This window comes from Rhodovibrio sodomensis (assembly GCF_016583645.1).
GTDB classification, from domain to species: Bacteria; Pseudomonadota; Alphaproteobacteria; order Kiloniellales; family Rhodovibrionaceae; genus Rhodovibrio; species Rhodovibrio sodomensis.
The window spans coordinates 18,352-41,656 of record NZ_NRRL01000008.1; the positions used below are offsets into that span (position 1 = coordinate 18,352).

Genomic DNA, 23,305 nt, shown 5'->3' on the forward strand with positions numbered 1-23,305 from the left:
CATGGCGCCCTGCGCCTCTTAAAACCGCCGCGCATTCAGCCCGAGCCAGACGGGCGGCCGGCGCCGGCGGTCAGGGCTTCCAGGGCGCTCAGTTTCTGCACCAGGTCGGTCGCCTGGTCCGCCGGCAACGCGGTCAGCGGCGGGCGGACGCGCGCCCAGCCGGCATGGCCGGTCTGATGCGCCAGCACGGCCTTGACGCCCGGAATGGTCGGAAAGCCCTCCAGCGCCCGGCGGTAGGCGATCACTGCCTGGTTCAACGCGTCGCCGCCGCCGCGGCCCCAGCGTTCGTACAGGCGGTTCAATAGGGCGGGATTGACGTTGGCGGTCGCGGTAATGGTGCCGGGGCCGCCGAGCTCGAGGGCGTCGCGCAGATACCGCTCGTTACCGACGAAGACGCCGAAGCCCGGGTACTTACGCAGCAGCGCCTCGGCGTACCCCCAGTCGCCGCCGGAATCCTTCAGCCCGCCCACGGTCCCCGGGAAGTCGGCGACCAGGCGGTCGACCAGCTCGGGCGACCACCCCACCCCGGCGTGGCCGGGGATGTGATAGAGGTAAAGCCGCAGCCGGTCGTCGCCGACCCGCTGGATCAGCTCGCGGACGTAGGCGTAGAGCCCCGCGTCGTCGATCTTCTTGTAGAAGAACGGCGGCAGCAGCAGCACGCCGCCGCAGCCGTGATCGAGCGCGTGGCGGGTCAGCTCGACCGTCTCCGGCAGGTTGGGCAGGCCCACCCCCGGCAGCAGCTTCGCGCCCGGCACCTCCGCCTCGCGCAGCGCGGTCAGCAGGTCCATCCGTTCGCCGCGCGCCAGCGAGGTCGCCTCGCTCGTGCTGCCGAACGGGACCAGCGCGCTGCAGCCGTTCGACAACAGGTCCCGCGCGAACGCGACGAACCGCGCGCGGTCCACCGACAGGTCGTCGTTGAACGGCGTGGCGACCGGGGCCAGCACCCCTTCGAACGGTCCGCGGGACATCCCAGCCCTCACCCCGGCGAGCGGTCGTTCCTGTCGTTCTCGTCGTCGTCGAACAGCACCCGGTGGGCCGCGCCCTCCAGATCGTCGTACTGCCCGCTCTTGAGCGACCACAGAAACGCCGCCAGCCCGCACAGGCCCAGGAACAGCGCGATCGGGATCAGGTAGATCAGGACGCTCATGGGCAGGAGTGTAGCAGGCCCGGAGGCCCGGCGGTAAAGGCGTCTCGCCGCAACTTGGGTTGGCTCGGCAGGCAGCCAGCGTGTGGGACGACCGCTTCGGCGGGTCCCTCTCCCTCGAGGGGAGAGGGCAGGTGAGGGTGAGACTCCCCGTCGTACGGTGAGGAGTCCCACCCTCACCTTCCCACGCCCTGACGGACGTGGGCCCCTCCCTCTCCCTTCAAGGGAGAGGGGTTAGGCGATCTCTCCCGCCACCCTGTCGCCGTCTTCGCCAGACCCAGGCGCAGGGAATTGCCGGTGACGGCGAGCGAGGAGGCGGACATCACCACGGCGGCGATCAGCGGGGTGACGAAGCCCGCCATGGCGAGCGGCACCGCGACCACGTTGTAGGCGAACGCGAGGCCGAAGTTCTGGTGCACCAGCCGGCCGGCGCGCCGGGCGACCTCCAGCACCTCCAGGACCGGCGCCAGCCGCTCGCCCTGGAACACCGCGTCGGCGGCGGTCTGGGAGATGTCGGCGGCGCTGGCGGGCGACAGCGACACGCTGGCGGCGGCGAGCGCGGGGGCGTCGTTCAGGCCGTCGCCCACCATCAGCACGCGCCGGCCGCCGGCGACCAGCTGTTCCAGCCGCGCGACCTTCTGTCCGGGAGCGCATTCCGCCTGCCAGTCGGCGAGGCCGAGGGCGCCCGAGACCTTTTCCACCGTCGGCGCGCGGTCGCCGGACAGCAGCACGACCTGCTTGCCCTGCGCCTGCAGGGCGCGCACGACCTCCGCCGCGTCCGAACGCAGCGGGTCGTCGAAGGTGAAGCGCACCGGCGCCTGACCCGGGCGGGCGAGCCACAGCTCCGGGCCGTCGTGGTCGCCGGCGGGCCCGGCCTCGGCGTCGACCCAGGCGCGCTTGCCCAGGCGCGTTTCGTTACCCTGGGCGTCGCGCCAGGCCAGGCCGCAGCCCGGCTCCTCGCGCACGCCCTCCGGCACCGGCGCGTCCGGCGCGGCGCGGGCGAGCGCGCGCGCCAGCGGGTGCGTGCTGGCCCCGGCGAGCGCGGCCGCGGCGCGCAGGTCCAGCGGATCGGCGTCGGTGTCCCGCAGTTCCGGCCGGCCGAGGGTGAGCGTGCCGGTCTTGTCGAACACCACCGTGTCGACGTTGGCGAGCCGCTCCAGCGCGGTGCCGGACTTCAGCAGCACGCCGCGCTTCAAGAGCCGGCCGCTGCAGATCACCTGCACCGCCGGCACCGCGAGGCCGAGAGCGCACGGGCAGGTCACGATCAACACCGCGACCGCGATCAAGAGCGCCGGCTGCCAGGCCATCCCGCCCAGCAGCACCCAGCCGAGGAAGGCCGCAAGCGCGAGCGCGTGGACCACGGGCGCGTAGGCGCGCGCCATCCGGTCGGCGAGCGCGACGTACTTGGCCCGGCGCTGCTCGGCCGTTTCCATCAGGCGGACGATCTCCGACAGCAGCGTGTTCTCGCCGACCGCCGTCACCTCCACCGTCACCGGCGCGGACAGGTTGAGCGTGCCCGAATAGACCCGGGCGCCCGGCTGGGCGGCGTGGGGCAGCGTCTCGCCCGTCAACAGCGAGCTGTCGAGCTCGCTGGTCCCCTCGACGATCCGACCGTCGGCGGCGATCCGCTCGCCCGCCGCGGCCAGGATGCGCATGCCGGGCTGCAGCTGGTCGGCCGGCATCACGCGGCGGGTACCGTCCGCCTCCAGCACCGTGACCGCCCCGCTGCGCAAGGCCAGCAGCCGCTCGGCGGCCGAGCGCGCCTTGCCGCGGGCGCGGCGGTCCAGGTAGCGGCCGAGCAGCAGGAAGAACAGCAGCGTCACCGCGCTGTCGAAATAGGCGTGCGGACCGGACTGGATGGTTTCCGACAGGCTCATCCCGCCCGCCAGCAGAACCGCGAGCGAGATCGGCACGTCCATGTTGGTGCGCCGAGCCCGGAGCGCGGTCAGCGCGGAGCGGAAGAACGGCCGGCCGGCGTAGACGATCGCCGGCAGGGCGATCAGCGCGGAGAACCAGTGCAGCAGATCCCGGGTGGCGTTTTCCATGCCCTGCGCGTGGCCGGCCCAGACGGAGACCGACAGCAGCATCACGTTGGCGGCGGCGAAGCCGGCGACCGCCATGGCGCGCAGCAGGTCCTTTTCCTGCCGGCTGTCGTCGTCGCTCAGGCGCTCGGGATCGTACGGCACCGCGCGGTAGCCGAGGTCGCCCAGGCGCTGGACCATCGCCCCGCCCTCAGCGACCGCGCCCCGCCAGGCGACCTGCAGGCGCCGGGTGGTCATGTTCACCCGCGCGCTCTCGACCCCGCCCATCGCGCCCAGCGCGCGCTCGATCGTCTTGACGCAGCCGCCGCAGTGGATGCCCTCGACCATCAGCGCGAGGGTGTGGCGGCCGTGCGGGTCGGTCTGCACGTAAGGCGTGACGTCGACCGTTTCCGGAATGGCTTCCGGCGCCCCGCCGGCGGCCTGGCGGCCGCTTTCGGCCGTGCTCCGGGCCAGGTCGGCGACGCCGGGGGTGCAGCAGCTCATGACGCCTGGGTCCGAACGGGGGTCATTGCGTGACCGTGATCCGGCGCGAGACGCGCAGCGCGTCCGCGCCCTTCTCCGCCTCGATGCGCAGTTCCCACAGGCCCTTCAGCGGCAGCTGGACGCGCTTGGCGAACCTGCCGCCGCCGAGCGCGGTCAGGGTGTGCGTGCTGTCGTAGCCGGCCTGGGTCGGGCGGACCAAGCCGACCCGCACGGTGTCGGCGTCGACCGGCCGGCCCTGCGCGTCGGTCACCGAGACCAGCAGGTCGGCGCGCTTGGGCTGGGGGTGGTCGACCGACAGGTCGACCGACCAGCCGAGCGCCTGCTCCTGCTGCTCCGCCTCGATCGCCTGCTGGTAGGCAACGCCCTTGTCGTAGGCGTCGGTCGTGACCAGGCCGCGCCAGGAGCTCATGCCCACGCCGATCATCGTCGCGTTGGCCGCGAAGATGACCAAGAACATCCCGAAGAAGCAGCTCGGGATCCAGACGTTGGGCTGCTTGTACCAGCGGATGAGCCGCTGCATTCGGCCGTCCTGCGCGCTCATGTCTCGGGCCCCCGGAACAGTGTCTCTTGCACGACCGTGTTGCCGTCGTCGTCGGTCAACAGGAATTGGAAGTCCCGGGTCGTCTGGGTCACCGCCGCGCCCGGACGCTCCACGTAGACCTTGTATGTTGCCACCGAGTCCGGGTCGGCCGTCAACGTCACCTGCTGGGCCTTCGGGTCCTTGGCGCCGACCACCGACAGCGCGCCCTGCGGCAGGTTGCGCAGTTCCAGGGTATAGGACCTGGTCGCACGCTCCTTGTTCAGGATCTTGACCGTGTAGCCGTTGCGGATCGCCCCGTCGGAGAGCGGCACGAACAGCGGGTTGCGGTCGTGCAGCACGTTGATGTCGTGGCTGCTGCGGGTCATCAGGGTGAACAGCATGATCCCGCCGACCACCGCCAGCAGGCCGCTGTACAGCACCGTGCGCGGCCGGATCAGATTGATTCTCGGCTTGTCCCCGCGCGCCCGGCGTTCCTGGTTGGCCAGCGTGTCGTAGGTGATCAGGTTCTTCGGCCGGCCCAGCTTCTCCATCACGCTGTTGCAGGCGTCGATGCACAGCCCGCAGCCGATACACTCCAGCTGGACGCCGTCGCGGATGTCGATGCCGGTCGGGCAGACCGCGACGCACTTGTCGCAGGCGATGCAGTCGCCCTTGCCGTCGATCTTGTCGCGGCCGTAGAGCGCGTCCGCCTGCGCCCAGTCGATCGCCGCCAGGCCCTGCGTGCCGCCGTCGTCCGGCCGGGTGGGCGGCAGGGTCGCCGGGGAGACATGGGTCTTGCCCTTCTTCGGCTTGCCGCGGGGCTCGCCGCGCCAGCGCTCGTAGGTGATGGTCATGGTGTCTTCGTCGAACATCGCCGCCTGGAAGCGCGGCCACGGGCACATGTAGACGCAGACCTGCTCGCGCGCCCAACCGGCCAGCAGGTAGGTGGTCGCCGTGAACAGGCCGACGAAGAAGTACACGCTGAACGACGCCTGGCCGGTGAAGAAGTTGACAAGCACCGTGGGCGCGTCGACGAAGTACATGATCCACGCCCCGCCGGTGGCGAGCGCGATCACCAGCCAGACCGCGTGCTTGGCCGAGCGCTTGGCGAGCTTGCTGCCGCTCATCGGCTGCCGGTCGAGCTTGAGCCGGGCGTTGCGGTCGCCCTCGATCCAGCGCTCGACCAGCATGTAGAGGTCGGTCCAGACGGTCTGCGGGCAGGCATAGCCGCACCAGACCCGGCCCAACAGGCTGGTGATCAGGAACAGCCCGATCGCGCCCATGATCAGCAGGCCCGCGAGGTAATAGACCTCCTGCGGCCAGATCTCCAGGCCGAAGAAGTACGCCCGGCGCGCGGGCATGTCGATCAACAGCGCCTGGTCCGGGGCGTTCGGCCCGCGGTCCCAGCGCAGCCAGGGCGCGAGGTAGTAGATGCCCAGCAGCACGATCAGCGCCGCCCATTTGAGCTTGCGGTAGAACCCCTGGATGCCCATCGGGTGGACCTTCACCCGGCCGGCGTAGAGGTTCTGCTCCTTCTGCCGGCGCCGCGACAGGGCACCCTCGGTGCCCTCCTGGATCGTCTGCTCGGCCATGTTCGTGTACTACTCGTCTTGCGCCGCCCGTGGTCGCGCCGGGGTGACCGGCCCGGGGGCGACGGAAACACCTTGCGAATGCCAAGATGCTACGCGGCCCGGCCCGGTCCGCCATTGCGGTGCATCAAGGCTGGTTGCGCAACCGCTCATACCCGCCGCGCCAAGGTGTCGCGGCGCGCGGCCAGATCGCCGCCCCGACCCTACTGCCCGCCGCCCAGGGTGTGAACGTAGACCGCCAGCATCTTGATCGTCTCGTCGTCCAGACGGGTTTGCCAGGCCGGCATGTTGCCGTGCTGCGGATTGGTGATCTGGGAGACCAGGTCGGTGATCTCGCCGCCGTAGAGCCAGATCTGGTCGGACAGGTTGGGCGCGCCCAGGGCCGGATTGCCGTTCGCCTCGGCGCCGTGGCAGGCGACGCACTGCGCGGCGTAGACCTGCTGGCCGGCCGCGACCCACTCCGGCGCGTCAACCGTGGCCGACAGCGACTTGACGTAGTGCGCGACGTTGCGGATCTGCGCCCGGTCCAGGATCTGGCCATAGGCCGGCATCATCGATGCCCGGGACTGCTGGTGCTCGTTGCGCACGCCATAGGCGATCGTCCGGTGGATCTGCTCGAGCGTGCCGCCCCACAGCCAGGCGTCGTCGGCCAGCGACGGGTAACCGCCGGGCAGACCGGCGCCGCCCCGGCCGTGGCAGGGGGCGCAGTTGGTGGCGAACGCGGACTGGCCGCCGGCCATGGAGAAGTTCAGCAGCTCGCGGTCGTTCGCGATCGCCTGCAGGTCGGCCTGCGCGATCTGATCGACCCACGTCGCCTGCTCGGCCTGCGCCAGCTCCAAGTCCTGCTGCAGCTCGACCCGGCGGTCCCAGTCGAGCAGTCCGTCGGTGTGGCCGGACAGCCACGGGATCGACGGGTACAGCACCATGTAGACGACGGAGAACGCGATGCAGACGTAGAAGACGTACAGCCACCACTTCGGCAGCGGCGTGTTGAGCTCCTGGATGCCGTCCCACTCGTGGCCGGTCGTCTCCTGACCGGTCAGATGGTCTTTCTCGGGCTTGGTCGGCATCGCTTCAGTTCTCCTCGTTGTTGTCTTCGAGCGGGATCCTAGACGCCTGCTCGAAGCGATCCCTGTTCGACGGCCAGAGCGCCCAGGCGCACACGCCGGTGAACAGGAGCAGCAACCAAACGACCCACAGCTGGCGCAGCCAGACGGCGAGTTCGGCTATCAATTCCATCGGCTATCCGCCTTCGCCTACTGCAGCAGTTGTTCGGTGCTGGTGTCCGAGAAGTCGACCATCCGGCCCAGGATCTGGAGATAGGCGACGAGCGCGTCCATCTCCGTCACCCGGTCGGGGTTGCCGTCGAAGTTCGCCACCTCGACCCGCGGGTAGCGTTGCCTCAGCCCGTCGACCTTGGCGTCGGGGTTCTGCTGGGCGCGCAGGTCCGCCTCCGCCAGCTCGATCTGCGTGTCGCTGTACGGCACGCCGACGTCGACGTTGGTCTCCAGATGCGCCGCGGCGTCCATGTCCAGCCGGTTTTCCGACAGGAAGGCGTAGGGCGGCATGATCGATTCCGGCACGACCGCGCGCGGGTCTTCCAGGTGCGCGACGTGCCAGTCGTTGGAGTACTTGCCGCCGACCCGCGCGAGGTCCGGCCCGGTGCGCTTGGAACCCCACTGGAAGGGGTGGTCGTACATGCTCTCGGCGGCCAGCGAGTAGTGGCCGTAGCGCTCCACCTCGTCGCGGAAGGTGCGGATCTGCTGGCTGTGGCAGGTGTAGCAGCCCTCGCGGATGTAGATGTTGCGCCCGGCCAGCTCGAGCGGGGAATACGGACGCACCCCGTCGACCGGCTCGATCGTGGACTTGATGGTGAAGGTCGGAACGATCTCCACGATGCCGCCGATCGAGACCGTGATCAGGGTCAGGATCGAGAGCAGGATGACGTTCTTTTCGATCCGCTTATGCCAGTGCATCTCCAGGCTCTCCCTACTCGGCCGGAGCTGCGGCGGCAGCCGGCTCGGCGACCATCGGTTTCTCTTCGCGGATGTCGCCGCGCACGGTGCGCACCAGGTTGTAGACCATGATCAGGGCGCCCACGAGGAACAGCACCCCGCCCAGGGCGCGGATCACGTAGAAGGGGTGCATCGCCTCCACCGTCTCCACGAAGGAGTACTGCAGGAAGCCCAGCTGGTCGTACGACCGCCACATCAGGCCCTGCATGATCCCGGAGATCCACATCGCGGTGATGTAGAGCACGATGCCCAAGGTCGCGATCCAGAAGTGATAGCTGACCAGGCGCATCGAATAGAGCTGCTTGCGGTGCCAGAGGTGCGGCACCAGGAAGTACATCGCGCCGAAGGAGACGAACGCCACCCAGCCGAGCGCGCCGGAGTGCACGTGGCCGATCGTCCAGTCGGTGTAGTGGCTGAGCGCGTTGACCGGCTTGATCGACATCACCGGGCCCTCGAACGTGCTCATGCCGTAGAACGCGACCGAGACCACCAGGAAGCGCAGGACAGGGTCGGTGCGCAGCTTATCCCAGGCGCCCGACAGGGTCATGATGCCGTTGATCATGCCGCCCCAGGACGGCATCCACAGCATCACCGAGAACACCATGCCGAGGGTTTGCGTCCAGTCCGGCAGCGAGGTGTAGTGCAGGTGGTGCGGGCCGGCCCAGATGTAGAGGAAGATCAGGGCCCAGAAGTGGATGATCGACAGGCGGTAGGAATACACCGGCCGCTCGGCCCGCTTGGGGATGTAGTAGTACATCATCCCCAGAAAGCCGGCGGTCAGGAAGAAGCCGACCGCGTTGTGGCCGTACCACCACTGCGTGATCGCGTCCTGCACGCCCGAGAACAGCGAGTAGCTCTTGGTGCCGAAGAAGCTGACCGGTACCGCCAGGTTGTTCACGATGTGCAGCATCGCGATCGTGATGATGAACGCCAGGAAGAACCAGTTCGCAACGTAGATGTGCGGTTCCCGGCGCTTCATCACCGTGCCGAGGTAGACCACCAGGTAGACCACCCAGACCAGGGTCAGCCACAGGTCGACGAACCACTCCGGCTCGGCGTATTCGCGCGATTGGGTGACCCCGAAGACGTAGCCGAGCCCCGCCATCACCAGGAACGCCTGGTAGCCGAGGAACAGGAACAGCGCCGTCTCCTCGCCGCCGAACAGGCGCGCCCGGCAGGTCCGTTGCACCACGTGCAGGGAGGTGGCGAGCAGCGCGTTGCCGCCGAAGCCGAAGATCGCCGCCGAGGTGTGCAGCGGGCGCAGCCGGCCGAAGGTGGTCTCGGCGAACCCCAGGTTGAGCTCGGGATAGGCGAGCTGGAAGGCGATGAACACGCCCGCGGAGAACGCCGCGATGCCCCAGAACATCGTCGCGATGACGAACAGACGGACGACGTCCTCGTTGTAATACTCGCGCGCCGGCGCGCGGTTGTCGGCGGTGGCTGTGGCGCTTTGGGCCATACTCGGCAGTCCCCTCAAAGCCGCAAGACGTTAAGCCGCGTGTGCGGCGCATGTTCGAAAGGCGTCCTGGGCCGTGGGGACTGCCGGTCTGGCGGACAGACTCCGAAGGCGCCAACGCCGGGTTCGAATTTGTCTAGTTTAATGACGGACCTTTGCAGCCCCAACATTGATATGGATCAAGACCGGTTCCCCGCGCGCTTTCCGGCGCGGCGGACCGCGATGGGCGCGACACCCATCACGTGTACGGTTGCAGGATTCGACCGGGCCCGCCATCCGCAAACCCCTGGACACGCTGCGTCAGCCTGCCGCACCATATATCCGGGTAAAAGGGCGGCGGTACACGCACCGCAACGCAGACGCGTCGTGAGTGCCGATCGTTCGGCGCCTGTTGGGCGGGATGCCGCGAGGCTGGGTCAGCCTTCGGACTTTTTGCGCTCGGGTGGCCGAACCCCTTCGGGAAGCAAGGTTGAAAGACGATGACCACGACGACACACACGGTGCCCGTGCTGGCCGGGCCGGCGCCGCGGATCAAGACGATCGAGATCGACCGGCCCTGGAGCTGGCTCAACCGCGGCTGGGCCGACTTGCGCAAGGCGCCGCGCGTGTCGATTACCTACGGCCTGTTCTTCGCCATCGTGGGTTTCCTGCTGCTGGGCGCGCTATGGTTCCTTGACTGGTTCTATCTGGTGCTGCCGCTGTCGGCGGGATTCATGCTGATGGGACCGCTGGTCGCGGTCGGCCTGTACGAGATCAGCCGGCGGCTGGAAGCGGGCGAGACGCCGACGCTGGGCCACGCCGCCACCGCGATCTTCCGCAACACCAGCCAGATCCTGCTGATGGGTGTGGCGCTGATGATCTTCCTGCTGGCCTGGATCCGGCTGGCCACGCTGATCTTCGCGCTGTTCTTCAGCTTCCGTCCGCCCAGCCTGGACAACTTCGTCGCCGAGGTGTTCTTCCAGCCCGAGTCGGTGCCGTTCCTGATCGTCGGCGTGGGCAGCGGGGCCATCCTGGCGGCGCTCGTCTTCGCGATCTCGGCGGTGTCGATCCCGATGCTGCTGGACAAGCCGCAAGTCAACGTCGCCACCGCGATCGCAGCCAGCGTGCAGTCGGTGCGCCTCAACCCGGCGCCGATGGCGATCTGGGCCGCGATGATCGTGCTGTTCGCCGCCGCCGGCCTGGTCGCGGGCTACATCGGCCTGGCCGTCACCATGCCGATTATCGGCCACGCCACCTGGCACGCCTATAAGGACCTGATCAGTTTCGAGGACTAGAGCAAAATCGATGAAGGTCGAGCTGACCTTCATCGTGAATTTTGCTCTAACTGCTTCAAGAGAGAGCAAGATTCAGCTGAAAGGCGGCTTCACCTTTCAGCATCTTGCTCTATCCCGCCAAGCAGAGGTCGCTCGCAACCGCCCTCACCGGTCGCCCAACACCGCCAGCGCCCGGGCGGCGACGTCTTCCGGCGGCCCGTCCGCGTCGACCCGGGGCCAGGCGATTTCGCCCTTGGGCGCGCGGGTTAGCTGGCCCTCGACGATCTCCGAGGTCGCGTCGGAGGCGTCGCCGGTACGCGCGTCGACGCGCGCCTTCAGCGTCTCCTCGGGCGCGCTCAGCCAGACGCCCTGGAACGCCGCGCCGGCCGCCTCCGCGGTCTTGCGGGCATGGGCCCGGCTGCTGCGGTCCAGGAAGGTCGCCTCGACGATCGCGCTGTGCCCCGCCTTCAGCGCCGCGGCCGCGCGGTCGAACATGGCGCGGTAGACGGCCGCGTTCACCTTGCCCCGATAGGCGCGCTCGGGCAGGCGCTCGGTCTCGGCGACGCCGAACAGCCGCTTGCGCTCGACGTCGGAGCGGACCACCAGCGCGCCCGGTGCCCGGCCGATCTCGGGCGCAACCGCGCGGGCGATCGTGGTCTTGCCGCTGCCAGACACCCCGCCGACCGCGATCAGACGCGCGGCCGCCGGGTCCAGGTAGCCGCACGCCGCGGCGAACAGGTCGCGCGCTTCCCGCTGCTTGGCGGCGCGGCCGTCGGCGTCGGCCTGCGCGGCGCGCGCGGAGGCGGCGACGTGGGCGCGGATGCCAGCGCGCAAGCTCAGGAACAGCGGTAGGGCGGCCAGCCCCGCGAGGTCGTCGCGCGCGCGGTGATAACGGTTGAGCAGCCGGTTCGCCGCCCAGCGCAGCCCCCGCCGGTCCAGGTCCATCAGCAGGAACGCCAGATCGAACAGCGTGTCGACTTCCGCGATCTGGCGGTTGAACTCGATCGCGTCGAACAGCGTCGGCCGGCCGTCGATCAGCACCACGTTGCCGAGGTGCAGGTCGCCGTGGCAACGGCGCACGCAGCCCGCCGCCGCGCGCCGGTCCAGCAGCTCGCGCGCGGCCTCCAGCGCGCACCGGGTCCGGGCGATCAGCGCGTCGGCCTCCGCCGGTGGGAACAGCTCGGGCGCGGCGGTGAGCTGCTGGGCGTTCTCGTCGATCACGAATTCCAGGGACTCGGCCCCGCCGGCGCCCTCTGCCGGTTCCGCCCGGGCGTGCAGGTCGGTGACGGCGTCGGCCAGCCGGTCGACCGTCCGGGCATCCAGCCGGCCCTCGGCCGCGACCCGGTCCATCAGCCCGGCCTGGTCGAACCGGGCGAGTTCGACCAGCCAGTCGACCGGCGTGCCCGCGACCCGGTCCGGGTCCGGCCCGTCGGCCTGCAGGTCACCCAGCATCAGGCCGCCGGCGGCGGTGCGGACGACCGGCCGCGCGCCGAGATAGAGCGCCGGCGCGGTCCGCCGGTTCAGGCGCAGTTCCGCCGCGACCGCCCGCCGGCGTTTTTCCAGCGTGCCGAAGTCGAGATACGGGTAAGTGACCGCGCGCTTGAGCTTGTAGGCGCGGGTGCCGGTCAGGAACACGGCGGAGGCGTGGGTGTCGATCCGCCGCACCGCCTGCCCGCCATGGGTCGCCGGATCGGCCAGCAGACGCAGGGTCTCGTCCTGCGCCGCCGCGCCCCGGCCGGCGGGCGCATGGGCGTCGCGGCGGTTCTCCCCGGTCATCTGTCCTCGCCAAGTGGTGCGTGTACGGGCGACTTGGGTGCCCTGTCGCGCCGGAGCTGCAACCTAATCGTCATCCTTCTCAAACTTAACATATGAAGTCCTTCCGAACGGATTTGAAATTCAAACATAGTATTGAATTCAGCCCCCCAGAAACGGCGTGATTCAGAAAACACTGCGCGCGACACCATAGGTTAAAGAAACCCGGCGGCGTTCTGTGTTGACTGGTCTCCAGCGTCATCCAGCGGGTCCGATTTTCGGGCCCCGAACCGACGCGAGGGAGGTCTATTGTGCCCAACGCGCGACTGACGCCGCAAGACGCCATGGCGATCGAGGAACACATACCCGCCCTCCGCCGCTATGCCCGCGCTCTGGTCCGAGACAGCGACCGGGCCGACGATCTGGTGCAGGACTGCCTGGAACGCGGGATCTCGCGGTTCGCGCAGTTCCAGCCGGGCACCAACCTGCGGACCTGGCTGTTCACCATCCTGCACAACCTGCACTGCGACACCCTGCGCCGGCAGAGCCGCCGCGGCGTGCACGTGCCGATCGACGACTGGATGGAAATCGCCCAGACCAGCGCCGAACAGCCGCGCGCCATGCACCTGCGCGATTTTCGCCGGGCGTTCCGCGGCTTGCAGGAAAGCGACCAGCAGATCCTGCTGCTGATCGGCGTGGAAGGCTTCACCTACGAGGAGGCCGCCGAGGTGCTCGACGTGGCGGTCGGCACGGTCAAGTCGCGGCTGTTCCGCGCCCGCGACCGGCTGAAGACCCGCGAGATCGAGATGAACACGCCCAAGGTCGGCGCCGAGCGCCGCGCGGGCGACAACGCGGGCGACAACGCGGTCGCGAACTAGAGCAAAATCGATGAAGGTCGACTCGACCTTGATCGTGAATCTTGCTCTAACGGCTTGAAGAGAGAGCAAGATGCTGAAAGGTGGCTTCACCTTTCAGCATCTTGCTCTAGCGCCCAATCACGCAACGGCGCGCGCCGCCATCGGCGTTGCCGTTGCTTCAGCGCATTGCTGGCTGGCTACAGCCGGCGTAGTCAGGTTCCGGCACGCCTGTCCCGCCGCAGAGGCCCGCCCCCAGAGCCGGCTGGGCTTCCGTCGACGGCGTGATCTTCCGGTTAGCGCGGGCGGTGTAAGGCCTGTGCGCCCTGGTCCCTTTGAAGTGCCACTGCTACATCTTGCCATTCATCCGCTGGGCCCGAGCCGGCCGCGGCATCCTGTCGTCATGAGCTGAAATCCGGACGCTAGGCCCCGTCGACCCGGGCAGCGCCGGTCCCGAGAGTGGCTTGAAGATCACGCTTCCGTTTGCGCCCTCCCCCCACCCGCCGGTCCGCCCAAGGCGCCGTCCGCGCCGGGCCGCCGTGGCGATCGCCGGTCTGCTGTGCGCCTGCATAACATCGTCCGGCGTTGGCCGCGCGGACGACCGGGCGCCCTGGCCGCCGCCGGAGAGCCGCCCGGACAGCGCGGCGGGCGACGCCCAGGCATCGGCGGAAGAGACCGATACGCGGATCGCCTATACGGTCGAGATCCAGGGGCTGGCGGAAGGCGAGGACGACCTGGAGACGCTGCTGCGCGGCTCCAGCCGGCTGATCGGGCTGCAGGACGACCTGCCGGCCACGGTCGCCGGCGTCCGCCGGCGCGCCCGCGCCGACGTCGAGCGCTTCCAGAAGGCCCTGCGCTCCGAAGGCTTCTACGACGCCAATGTCAGCTTCGAGATCGCGGAGCCGCCGCCCGACGCGACGGCCGGCGCCCCCCAGGCGGACGCGCCCGCGGCGCCAGCGTCCGACAGCCCAGCGCCCGACAGCCCAGCGCCCGACAGCACGGTGCCCGCGCCGGCGGAGACGGTGCGCGAGCCGCTCGAGGTCACCTTCGAGGTCGAGACCGGCACCGTCTATCTGCTCGCGCGCGTCGATATCAGCTACACGCCGGCGACCCCGCCGGAGCGCGAAGGCATCCCGCGCGGCGCGGAAGGCCTGGACCTGCAGCTCGGCATGCGGGCCCGCGCCCCAGCGATCCAGGCCGCCGAGCGGCGGCTTCTCAGCGCGCTGGAGAACCACGGCTATCCCGACGCCCGCGTGCGCGACCGGCAGGCGGTGATCGACCGCTCCCAGAAAACCATGCGGGTCAATTGGCAGGTCGACCCCGGCGCGTTCACCCGGTTCGGCGAGATCGACGTGAGCGGGCTCGAGACGGTCGAGGCGAAGTACGTGCGCAGCTTCAGCACCTGGACGCCCGGCGACGTCTACGACCAGCGCAGGATCGAGCAGATGCGCGGCAAGCTCCTGGAAACCGGATTGTTCGACAGCATCCAGGTCGACCGCGCCGGCGAACCGTCGGACGGCCGGACGCCGATCCAGCTGACGTTGGATGAGCGCGAGCATCGTTCGATCGGCTTCGGCGCACGCTATTCGACCTCGACCGGGCCGTCCGGCACGGCGTTCTGGGAGCACCGCAACCTGCTGGGGCAGGACGAAAACCTGCGCCTGGAGCTGAACGCCGGCTTGATCGAGCAGCGCTTTACCGCGACCGCCCGCAAGCCGCGCTGGAACCGCGACGACCAGGATCTGCTGGGCAACTTCGAGCTGCGCCACAAGGACTCCGACAGCTTCGAGGAGTATGCCGCGGAGGCCGGTGTCTCGGTGGAACGCGAGTTCGACGATCTGTGGACCGGGCGGCTGGGCGGCTCCGTCGAGGCGCTGCAGACGACGGACAACGAGGGCACGCGGGAGTTCATCCTGTTCGGCGTGCCGACCGCCCTGACCCGCGACAGCCGCGACGACCCGCTCGACCCGACCGAGGGCAGCCGGCTGTCCCTGGAAGCCACGCCGTACCTGTCTACCGTCGAGTCGTTCCAGCCGTTCTTCACCGGCAGTCTGGGCGGCGCGACCTATTACACGATCGACGCCCAAGACCGCTTCGTCCTGGCCGGCCGTGCACGGGTGGGCACGCTGTTCGGCGCGGAAACCGAGCAGGTCCCCGCCTCCAAACGCTTCTACGCCGGCGGCGGCGGGTCGATTCGCGGGTTCCCGTTCGAGGAGGTCGGTCCGCTGGACGAAGACAACGACCCGCTGGGCGGTCGCTCGCTGGTCGAACTGGGCGTTGAACTGCGGATCAAGATCACCGAGACGATCGGTATCGTGCCGTTCGTCGACGCCGGCCAAGTTTACGACACAGTCTACCCGGACTTTAGCGTCGACGAGCCGCTGCGCTACGGCGCCGGGCTGGGCCTGCGCTATTACACGGCGATCGGCCCGGTGCGGCTCGACGTCGCGGTCCCGCTCAACCCGCGCGAGAGCAACGACAACGCGTTCGAAATCTATATTTCGCTGGGTCAGGCTTTTTAGACGATGCGACTGCGCCGTCCGCTCAAAATCGCCGGCTGGACGCTGGGCAGCCTGGTGGGCGTGCTGCTGCTGGCGCTGCTCGGCCTGTGGGCCGCGGCCAACACCGAGCGCGGCCAGGCCTGGATCGCGGCGGCGGTCGAAAGCGCGCTGTCCGCGCCCGGCACCCCGGCGACGGTGGCGGGGCTGCAGGGCCCTCTGCCCCAGGAGATCCGGCTGGGCCGGCTGGTGCTGCGCGACGCCGACGGTCCGTGGCTAACCCTGGAAGGCGTCCGGCTTAGCTGGTCGCCGCTCGCCCTGTTGTCGGGCCGGCTGGACCTGCAGGCCGTGACGGCCGCGCGGATCGCCCTGGACCGCCTGCCCGCCGGCGGTCCGGCGGCGGCGGAAGCACCGGCCGAGGAGACCGAGCCCGGCGCGTTCGAACTGCCGGAGCTGCCGGTCGCGATCCGACTGCGGCGCCTGGCGGTCGCGCGGTTGGAACTCGGCGAGGCGATCGCCGGCACCGCGGCCGCTTTCCAGGTCCGCGGACAAGCCGCGGCCCCTCAGGACGGGCGCCTGACCACCCAACTGGCCGTCACCCGGCTGGGCGGACCATCGGGAAGCCTGCGCCTGGACGCGGCATACGATCCCGGTCCCCGCAACCTGTCGGTCGACCTCAAGCTGGACGCGCCGCCGGACGGCCTGCTGGCGCGGTTGGCGGAGCTGCCGGCCGGGGCCGGGGCGACGCTGTCGCTGACCGGCGACGGCCCGGTCGAAGCCTGGCAGGGCGAGCTGACGGCCCGGATCGGCGAGGCCGCCCGGCTCGAGACCGCGGTCCGGCTGGACGACTTTTCCCGCCTGGCGCTCGACGGCGAGGCGGCGGCGCCGGGCTATCTGAGCGGCGCGGTCGCGCGGCTGGTCGGCGGCCCGGTGCGTTTCGACCTGGCGGTCGCGCGCAACGGCGAGGCCGGCGTCACGATCGCGCGCGGGCAGATCCAGACCGGAACGTTCGCCGCCCAACTGTCCGGCGGCCTGGCACCGGACGGCAGCACGCTGGACGCCGCGGTCGACCTGACGGTCACCGACCCCGCACCGCTGAACGCGCTCGCAGCGCCGGTCGAGCTGGCCGGCCTGTCCGCGCGCCTGACCGCGCGCGGGGCCGTCGCCGCGCCGGAGCTGCGGCTGAGCGCCCAGGCGGCGGAAGCCGGTGTGCCGCAAGCCGGGGCCGAGCGCGTGTCGGTCGACCTGCGCTACACGCCCGACGGCGCGATCACCCAAGGGCGCGCCCACGTAGAGGTGCACGGCGCCCGCAGCCGGTTCAGGATCGACGCGCTGTCGCACTACGACGGCCACCCGATCTCCGCCCGGCTGGACGGGCGGCTGGACCTGGACGCCATGACCCTGCGGCAGGCCAGCCTCTCGGCGTCGCTGCGCGACCTGCAGCTCAGGCTGGACGGCAGCGCCGACCTCGCGGGACCAAGCGGCGATGCCGCCTTCGACGTGCAGCTGGCGAACCTGACGCAGCTGGACCCGGTCGTCCCGCTCGGTCTGAGCGGCCACGGCACCCTGAGCGGACATGCGCGCTTTGACGCCACCGGAAGCGGCGGCGACCCGCTGGTCGCGGCCACGATCATGGGCGACCTGCAGCAGGTCGGCGCCAGTATTCCGCTTCTGCAGGCGCTGCTGCAGGACCGGGTGCAGCTGGCCACCGACCTGCGGCTGGCCGCGGATGGCGGGCTGACCCTTTCCGAGCTGTCGCTGGACACGCCGAACGCCCGCATCCGCGGCAAGCTCGCCGTGCCGGGCGATTTCGCCAGCCTGGACGCTCGGTTCACCGGCACCGTCCCCGACGCGGGCGTGCTGGCACCGGCGCTCAACGTGCCGCTGGCCGGATCGGCGGAGCTGACCGCGCACTTGTCGGGCGCACTCGCCAACCCGGGCGTGGACGCGGACCTGCGCCTGAGCGAGGCCGTCGTGGCGGGCCAGCGCCTGGGCACAGCCCGGGTACGGGCGGACGTGCGAACGCTGGCGAGCCGCCCGCAGGGCCGGCTTCAGCTGGACACGACCGATGGGCCGGCCGGACCGGTCGACGCCGAAACACGGTTCGCGCTTACAGGCGAAAACCTCCGCTTGAGCGCGATCCGGGCGGCAGTGCCGGGGCTGGACGTGCGCGGCGAGCGGCTGGACGTCCCGCTTGCCGGCGGCGCGCTGGACGGCGCGTTGGAGATCGCGAGCGATCAGATGCGCCCGCTGCTGAGCCGGGTCGCCGGGCTGGACGCGTCGGCCGCCGCCGACCTGACGGTGACGCTGGGCCCGGACGGCGCGGGCGGCCAGCGGGTCGCGCTCGGCGGCGCGATTACCCAGGTGGCGCTGCCCGACGGCGGCCCGACGGTCGAGCGGATCGAGCTGGATGGCACGGTCGACAACGCGTTTTCCACGCCCAACGCCGATCTGAGCGTGAACCTGCTGCGCGCCGCCGCTGGACCGATCGCCATGGAACGCCTGCGGGTCACCGCGCGCGGCACGCCGGGCGACCTCGACATTAAAGCCGAGGGCCAGGGCCGCGGCGCGGGCACGCTGGACCAGCCGATCGCCGTCTCGCTGGCCGGCAACCTGGGCGAAGACGGGCCCGCGCGGGTGATCTCGCTGGCCACGCTGCGGCTGGAGGTCGGGGCGCGGACCATCGCCCTCGCCCGGCCTGCCCGGATGCGCCTGCAAGGCCCGGAGTTCGCGGTGCGGGACCTGGCGCTCGACGTCGGCGACGGGCGGATCACCCTCGATGCCCGCCGCGGCGCGGAGCGGATCGAGCTGACCCTGGACGCCGACCGGATCCCGCTGTCGTACAGCCGCCTCGCCCTGGCGGAGCCGCAGCTGACCGGCCGGCTGAACGCGCGCGCGCAGGTCTCCGGCCCGCTCGACGGGCCGACCGGCGCGGTCAACCTGACGCTGTCGGAGGTCGGCAGCGAGGGCACCGACCTGCCGCCGCTCGACGCGCGGATGGACCTGCGGCTGAACCCGGCCGGCCGCCTGATCGCCAACGGCCGGGTGACTGGGCTGGGCGACAGCCCGCTGCAGCTGACCGCCGACGTGCCCGTCGAACTCGCCCTCGCGCCGAGCTTCAAGGCCGGCTTGCGCCAGGACGACGAGATGACCGGCCGGGTGACCTGGACCGGCGAGGTCGCCCCGCTGATGCCGCTGGTCCCGGCGACCGGCCACCGCCTGACCGGCCGGGCCAACCTGGACCTCCAGATCGCCGGCACGCCGGGCAACCCAGAGCTGTTCGGCACGGCGCGGCTGGACCAAGCGCGCTACGAGAACCTAGACACCGGCACCCTGCTAACCGAGCTGCAAGCGACCGTGCGCGCGACCGGCCAGCGGATCGAGATCGCGCGCTTCACCGCCGAGGACGGCGGCGACGGGACGCTCGAGATCACCGGCGGGCTGGACCTGCCGCGCTCCGGAACGCGGTCGGAGATCGCGGTCGATATCGACGCCCGCAGCGCCAAGCTGGCGCGCCTCGACTTCCTGGTCGTGGACGCCGATGTCGACATGCAGGTCTCCGGCAGCCTGCAGGACATGCTGATCTCGGGCACCGTCACGGTAAACCAGGCCGAAGCCCGGATCCCGGACAACCTGCCGCCCGAGGTCGGCGACCTGAATGTGGTCAGCGAGCGTGCGCTGCAGGCGCGCCAGCAGGCGGAAGACAAGGCCGCCAAGTCCGGCCGGCCCGCGCAGCCGGCCGAGGCGCCCAGCCGCACCGAGCTGGACATCGCGATCGACGTGCCCGGCCAGACCTTCGTGCGCGGCAACGGGCTGGACAGTGAATGGCAAGGCAACCTGCTGGTCACCGGCACCGCCAGCCAGCCGATCGTGCGCGGCCAGCTGCAGGCGGTGCGCGGCCGGGTATCGCTGTTGAACAAGACGTTCATCCTGCAGCGCGGCCAGGTGTCGTTCTCCGGCGGGCGCGAGATCAATCCGCGACTGGACGTCCGGGCAGTCCACGAAAGCCCCGATTTCACCGCGATCGTGCTGGTCTCGGGCAGCGCTTCGCAGCCGAGCTTCGAGCTTAAGTCGGTGCCGCAGTTGCCGCAGGAGCAGGTGCTGTCCCGCCTGCTGTTCGGCAAGTCGCCGGGCGAGCTGGGCCCGGTGGAAAGCGCCCAGCTGGCCGCCGCGGTGGCCCAGCTCTCGCTCGGCGGCGGCGGCCCGGGGGTGATCGAGCGGCTGCGCAGCTTCGTCGGCGTGGACGTCCTGCAGATCGGCGGCAGCGCCGACGCCGGTCCGACGGTGGAAGCGGGCCAGTACGTTACCGAGGACGTGTTCGTCGGCGTCGAACAGGGCGCTGGGCTGGATTCCTCCCAGGTTAAGGTGGAAGTCGACGTCACCGAGCACATCAAGCTGGAGAGCGCGGCCGGGGTCTCGGGCGGCAGCAGCGTCGGCGTCCAGTTCCACTGGGACTATTGAGGGCCCGACCGGTACCCGTGACCTAGATAATGCGGCGGATGGGCGCGTCCTGATCGCGCGGCGTGTATTCCGAGCGACGTTTAATACGAAACCGGTAAAAAAACCGCCGGACACCTTAATTTCAATGCGAAGCGGCGAGGGCCGGCGGGCCGATCCGCTGAATTCGACGGCCGGTTGCCGCGTTTTCGATTTACGCCGATGACGCCATGACACGCCTGGCTTGTTTCGCATCTCAGGCTCGCTTAATTTGGCGCAATGTCCTGCGGTCTGCGGGCACGTCGCGACCTCGGGGTGGCAGGTCGACGGCGGGCCGTGCCCACGCTTTCGTGCGCGACCGCCGGCCGCACACCAACGCCCGTCCCGACCATCCGCGGGGAGACTTGGGGCCGTGCCTACTTCAATGTCGGGAGATCACAGGTGACCAATTTGAAAACCGGGTTCGCGGCGGCCGTCGCCGTTGCAGCCGGCCTGGCCGTGGCCAGCCCGGCGCAGGCGGAAACGTTTCGTTACGCCTTCCAGGGCGACGCGCAGTCGCTCGATCCGCACGCGCTCAACGAGACCTTCACGATCGGCTTCCATTCGAACATCTACGAAGGGCTGATCCGGCGCGACACCGAGCTCAACATCGAGCCGGCGCTTGCCACCGACTGGGAACTGCTGAGCCCGACGCACTGGCGCTTCCATCTGCGCAAGGGTGTGACCTTCCACAACGGCAACACCTTCAATGCCGACGACGTGCTGTTCACCTTCAAGCGCATCCAGATGGACGGGTCGGACATGGGCTCGAAAATCGCGCCCAACACCGAGGTCATCAAGGTCGACGACTACACGGTCGACTTCAAGACCGCCCAGCCGAACCCGATCCTGCACTACGAGTGGCAGGACGTGTTCATCATGGACAAGCAGTGGGCGGAGGCGAACAACGCCGTCCAGCCGACCGACGTGACCACCGAGGCCGACAACTACGCCGCGTTCAACGCCAACGGCACCGGCCCGTTCAAGGTCAAGAGCCGGGAGACCGACATCGAGACGGTCCTGGTGCGCAACGAGGACTGGTGGGACACCCCGCAGCACAATCTGAGCCGGGTCGTGTTCACCCCGATCTCGCAGGATTCGACGCGCGTCGCCGCACTGCTGTCGGGCGAGGTCGACATGGCCTACCCGATCCCGGTGCAGGACCTGCGCCGGGTCGACGCGAACCCGCAGACCGAGACGCTGACCGGCCCCGAGCTGCGCACGATCTTCCTCGGCATGGACCAGATGCGCGACGAGCTGCTGTACTCCGACGTCGAGGGCAGGAACCCGTTCAAGGACGTCCGGGTGCGCGAGGCGTTCTACCGCGCGATCGACATCCAGGCGATCAAGCAGAAGATCATGCGCGGCCAGGCCGATCCGTCGGCGTTGATGATCTCGCCGCTGCTGTTCGCGCTGTCGGACCGGTTCGACCGGCCCAGCTACGATCCCGAGGCGAGCAAGCAGCTGCTGGCCGATGCCGGCTATCCCGACGGCTTCCAGGTCGGGATGGACTGCCCGAACAACCGCTACGTCAACGACGAGTCGATCTGCCAGGCGGTGGTCTCGATGCTCGCCCGGGTCGGCGTCGAGGTCGACCTGAACGCCCAGCCCAAGGCGCAGTATTTCGGCAAGGTCCTGGCCTACGACACCAGCTTTTACCTGCTGGGCTGGACGCCCTCCAGCCTGGATAGCTACAACATCTACGCCAACCTGATCATGTGCCTGGATCGCGACCAGACCCCGATCCAGACCAAGTTCAACCTGGGCGGCTACTGCAATCCCAAGATCGATGCCCTGGCGGAGCAGATCCTGGTCGAGACCGACGAGGCCGCGCGCAACCAGCTGATCGCCGAGGGCTTCCGCATCCTGCAGGAGGACTGGGGCTACATCCCGCTGCACCAGCAGTACCTGGCCTGGGGCACCTCCACCGACGTCGAGGTGAAGCAATCGCCCGACAACAAGATGCTGCTGTACTACGTCAACGTGAAGTAGTTGGGGTGCGCGGGTCGGCACCAACGGCGCTCGCCGCCACCCTCTGATTCCCTCTCCTCCACTGGGAGGAGAGGGCTAGGGAGAGGAGGGTGTCCGCGGCATAGACCCGTGGCGCCTCCTCCCCTTCCCCCTCCTCCCATGGGAAGGAGGGGAATCGTTAAGCTACCGCTTCCGTAAGCTCCGTTCCCCGCCCGCCAGGATCGTCCCCGTGCCCCTCCGCCACGCCACGACAGGCGCCCAGCCTTGATCGCGTTCATCGTCCGGCGGCTGCTCCAGTCGATCGTGGTCATGCTGGTGGTCGCCCTGCTCGCCTTCTCGATGTTCCGTTACATCGGCGACCCGATCAATCAGATGGTCGGGGTCGAGACCAGTTCCGAGGAGCGCGCGGAACTGCGCGAGCGGCTCGGCCTGAACGATCCGATGCTGGTGCAGTTCGGCCGGTTCGCCGCGGATGCCGCACGCTTCGACTTCGGCGTCAGCTACCAGCATAAAAAGCCGGTCTCCGAGCTGTTCGCCGACCGCCTGCCGGCGACGCTCGAGCTTGCGTTCCTGTCGGCCGTGTTCGCGCTTGCCTGCGGCATTCCGATGGGGGTCTACACCGCCCTGCGGCGCGACGCCTGGCTATCCAAGGTGTTTTTGACCGTCTCGCTGATCGGCATTTCGCTGCCGACCTTCCTGATCGGCATCCTGCTGATCTTCGTCTTCTCGGTCTGGCTTGGCTGGCTGCCGTCGTTCGGCCGTGGCGAGACGGTCGACCTCGGGGTCTGGACCACCGGCCTGTTGACCGTAAGCGGCTGGAAGGCCGCGCTCATGCCGTCGATCACCCTGGGCCTGTTCCAGATGACGCTGATCATGCGGCTGGTCCGCTCGGAGATGCTGGAGGTGCTGCGCACCGACTACATCAAATTCGCGCGCGCCCGCGGGCTGAGCGACCGGGCGGTCCACTTCGGCCACGCGCTGAAAAACACGCTGGTGCCGGTGATCACCATCACCGGGCTGCAGCTCGGCTCGATCATCGCCTTTGCCATCATCACCGAAACAGTGTTCCAGTGGCCGGGCATGGGTCTGCTGTTCCTGCAGGCGATCCAGAACGTCGATATTCCGATCATGGCCGCCTACCTGATCCTGATCGCCTTCTTCTTCGTGCTGATCAACCTGATCGTCGATCTGCTGTACTACGCCGTCGATCCGCGCCTGCGGGTCGACCGGGCGACCAGCGCGGGGCACTAGG

The 23,305-nt window shown here is 69.6% G+C and carries 16 protein-coding genes; 6 read left to right on the top strand and 10 right to left on the bottom strand.

All coding sequences use genetic code 11. The features are described 5' to 3' along the window. Positions 1 to 35: 35 nt before the first annotated feature. From CKO28_RS05775 to ccoN, 9 genes are all read right to left on the bottom strand, one after another. Complete coding sequence (locus CKO28_RS05775) at positions 36 to 968, bottom strand: dihydrodipicolinate synthase family protein (protein ID WP_200339672.1); 933 nt, start codon at positions 966 to 968, stop codon at positions 36 to 38. Positions 969 to 976: 8 nt separating this feature from the next. Further along, positions 977 to 1,147, bottom strand: coding sequence for a cbb3-type cytochrome oxidase assembly protein CcoS (gene ccoS / locus CKO28_RS05780; RefSeq protein WP_200339673.1), 171 nt, complete (start codon positions 1,145 to 1,147; stop codon positions 977 to 979). A gap of 173 nt (positions 1,148 to 1,320) precedes the next feature. Continuing rightward, positions 1,321 to 3,669, bottom strand: coding sequence for a heavy metal translocating P-type ATPase (locus CKO28_RS05785; RefSeq protein WP_200339674.1), 2,349 nt, complete (start codon positions 3,667 to 3,669; stop codon positions 1,321 to 1,323). A 22-nt stretch (positions 3,670 to 3,691) separates the two neighbouring features. Beyond that, positions 3,692 to 4,189 carry a FixH family protein gene (locus CKO28_RS05790; RefSeq protein WP_200339675.1) on the bottom strand — a complete coding sequence of 166 codons (498 nt, stop codon included), beginning with the start codon at positions 4,187 to 4,189 and terminating at the stop codon, positions 3,692 to 3,694. A gap of 17 nt (positions 4,190 to 4,206) precedes the next feature. Continuing rightward, the gene (ccoG, locus tag CKO28_RS05795; protein WP_200339676.1) at positions 4,207 to 5,781 is read right to left on the bottom strand and encodes a cytochrome c oxidase accessory protein CcoG; all 1,575 of its coding nucleotides are present in this window, start codon (positions 5,779 to 5,781) and stop codon (positions 4,207 to 4,209) included. A gap of 200 nt (positions 5,782 to 5,981) precedes the next feature. Further along, positions 5,982 to 6,848 (bottom strand): cytochrome-c oxidase, cbb3-type subunit III, encoded by an 867-nt coding sequence (gene ccoP, locus CKO28_RS05800; protein ID WP_200339677.1) that lies wholly within the window; start codon positions 6,846 to 6,848, stop codon positions 5,982 to 5,984. A 4-nt stretch (positions 6,849 to 6,852) separates the two neighbouring features. Then, the gene (locus CKO28_RS05805) at positions 6,853 to 7,017 is read right to left on the bottom strand and encodes a cbb3-type cytochrome oxidase subunit 3 (RefSeq protein ID WP_200339678.1); all 165 of its coding nucleotides are present in this window, start codon (positions 7,015 to 7,017) and stop codon (positions 6,853 to 6,855) included. Between the two features lie 17 nt (positions 7,018 to 7,034). Further along, positions 7,035 to 7,754 carry a cytochrome-c oxidase, cbb3-type subunit II gene (gene ccoO, locus CKO28_RS05810; RefSeq protein WP_200339679.1) on the bottom strand — a complete coding sequence of 240 codons (720 nt, stop codon included), beginning with the start codon at positions 7,752 to 7,754 and terminating at the stop codon, positions 7,035 to 7,037. A gap of 13 nt (positions 7,755 to 7,767) precedes the next feature. After that, positions 7,768 to 9,252, bottom strand: a complete 1,485-nt coding sequence (gene ccoN / locus CKO28_RS05815) for a cytochrome-c oxidase, cbb3-type subunit I (RefSeq protein ID WP_200339680.1) — start codon at positions 9,250 to 9,252, stop codon at positions 7,768 to 7,770. Positions 9,253 to 9,728: 476 nt separating this feature from the next. Between ccoN and CKO28_RS05820 the strand changes: the two genes are divergently transcribed. Beyond that, a complete protein-coding gene (locus CKO28_RS05820) occupies positions 9,729 to 10,523 on the top strand; it encodes a DUF2189 domain-containing protein (RefSeq protein ID WP_200339681.1) in 795 nt (264 codons plus the stop codon). A 144-nt stretch (positions 10,524 to 10,667) separates the two neighbouring features. Here CKO28_RS05820 and CKO28_RS05825 read toward each other — a convergent pair whose 3' ends face one another. After that, positions 10,668 to 12,278: a bifunctional aminoglycoside phosphotransferase/ATP-binding protein gene (locus CKO28_RS05825; RefSeq protein WP_200339682.1), complete on the bottom strand. Its 1,611-nt coding sequence runs from the start codon at positions 12,276 to 12,278 to the stop codon at positions 10,668 to 10,670. Between the two features lie 287 nt (positions 12,279 to 12,565). Between CKO28_RS05825 and CKO28_RS05830 the strand changes: the two genes are divergently transcribed. The 5 genes from CKO28_RS05830 (at position 12,566) to CKO28_RS05850 (ending at position 23,304) form a co-directional block, all read left to right on the top strand. Continuing rightward, positions 12,566 to 13,132, top strand: a complete 567-nt coding sequence (locus CKO28_RS05830; protein WP_338050056.1) for a sigma-70 family RNA polymerase sigma factor — start codon at positions 12,566 to 12,568, stop codon at positions 13,130 to 13,132. Positions 13,133 to 13,647: 515 nt separating this feature from the next. Then, complete coding sequence (locus CKO28_RS29080; protein WP_200339683.1) at positions 13,648 to 15,630, top strand: BamA/TamA family outer membrane protein; 1,983 nt, start codon at positions 13,648 to 13,650, stop codon at positions 15,628 to 15,630. 3 nt (positions 15,631 to 15,633) lie between these two features. After that, positions 15,634 to 20,067, top strand: coding sequence for a translocation/assembly module TamB domain-containing protein (locus tag CKO28_RS28830; protein ID WP_200339684.1), 4,434 nt, complete (start codon positions 15,634 to 15,636; stop codon positions 20,065 to 20,067). 417 nt (positions 20,068 to 20,484) lie between these two features. Further along, entirely contained in the window at positions 20,485 to 22,074 is a 1,590-nt protein-coding gene (locus CKO28_RS05845) for an ABC transporter substrate-binding protein (RefSeq protein ID WP_338050057.1), read from the top strand. Between the two features lie 243 nt (positions 22,075 to 22,317). Then, complete coding sequence (locus CKO28_RS05850) at positions 22,318 to 23,304, top strand: ABC transporter permease (protein ID WP_200339686.1); 987 nt, start codon at positions 22,318 to 22,320, stop codon at positions 23,302 to 23,304. Position 23,305 lies beyond the last annotated feature (1 nt).

Coding starts and splice junctions, on each gene's coding strand:
- CKO28_RS05825 (WP_200339682.1), bottom strand. CDS start 12,278: ATGACCGGGGAGAACCGCCGCGACGCCCATGCGCCCGCCGGCCGGGGC.
- CKO28_RS05790 (WP_200339675.1), bottom strand. CDS start 4,189: ATGCAGCGGCTCATCCGCTGGTACAAGCAGCCCAACGTCTGGATCCCG.
- ccoN (WP_200339680.1), bottom strand. CDS start 9,252: ATGGCCCAAAGCGCCACAGCCACCGCCGACAACCGCGCGCCGGCGCGC.
- CKO28_RS28830 (WP_200339684.1), top strand. CDS start 15,634: ATGCGACTGCGCCGTCCGCTCAAAATCGCCGGCTGGACGCTGGGCAGC.
- CKO28_RS05805 (WP_200339678.1), bottom strand. CDS start 7,017: ATGGAATTGATAGCCGAACTCGCCGTCTGGCTGCGCCAGCTGTGGGTC.
- CKO28_RS05785 (WP_200339674.1), bottom strand. CDS start 3,669: ATGAGCTGCTGCACCCCCGGCGTCGCCGACCTGGCCCGGAGCACGGCC.
- ccoS (WP_200339673.1), bottom strand. CDS start 1,147: ATGAGCGTCCTGATCTACCTGATCCCGATCGCGCTGTTCCTGGGCCTG.
- CKO28_RS05820 (WP_200339681.1), top strand. CDS start 9,729: ATGACCACGACGACACACACGGTGCCCGTGCTGGCCGGGCCGGCGCCG.
- ccoO (WP_200339679.1), bottom strand. CDS start 7,754: ATGCACTGGCATAAGCGGATCGAAAAGAACGTCATCCTGCTCTCGATC.
- ccoG (WP_200339676.1), bottom strand. CDS start 5,781: ATGGCCGAGCAGACGATCCAGGAGGGCACCGAGGGTGCCCTGTCGCGG.
- ccoP (WP_200339677.1), bottom strand. CDS start 6,848: ATGCCGACCAAGCCCGAGAAAGACCATCTGACCGGTCAGGAGACGACC.
- CKO28_RS05775 (WP_200339672.1), bottom strand. CDS start 968: ATGTCCCGCGGACCGTTCGAAGGGGTGCTGGCCCCGGTCGCCACGCCG.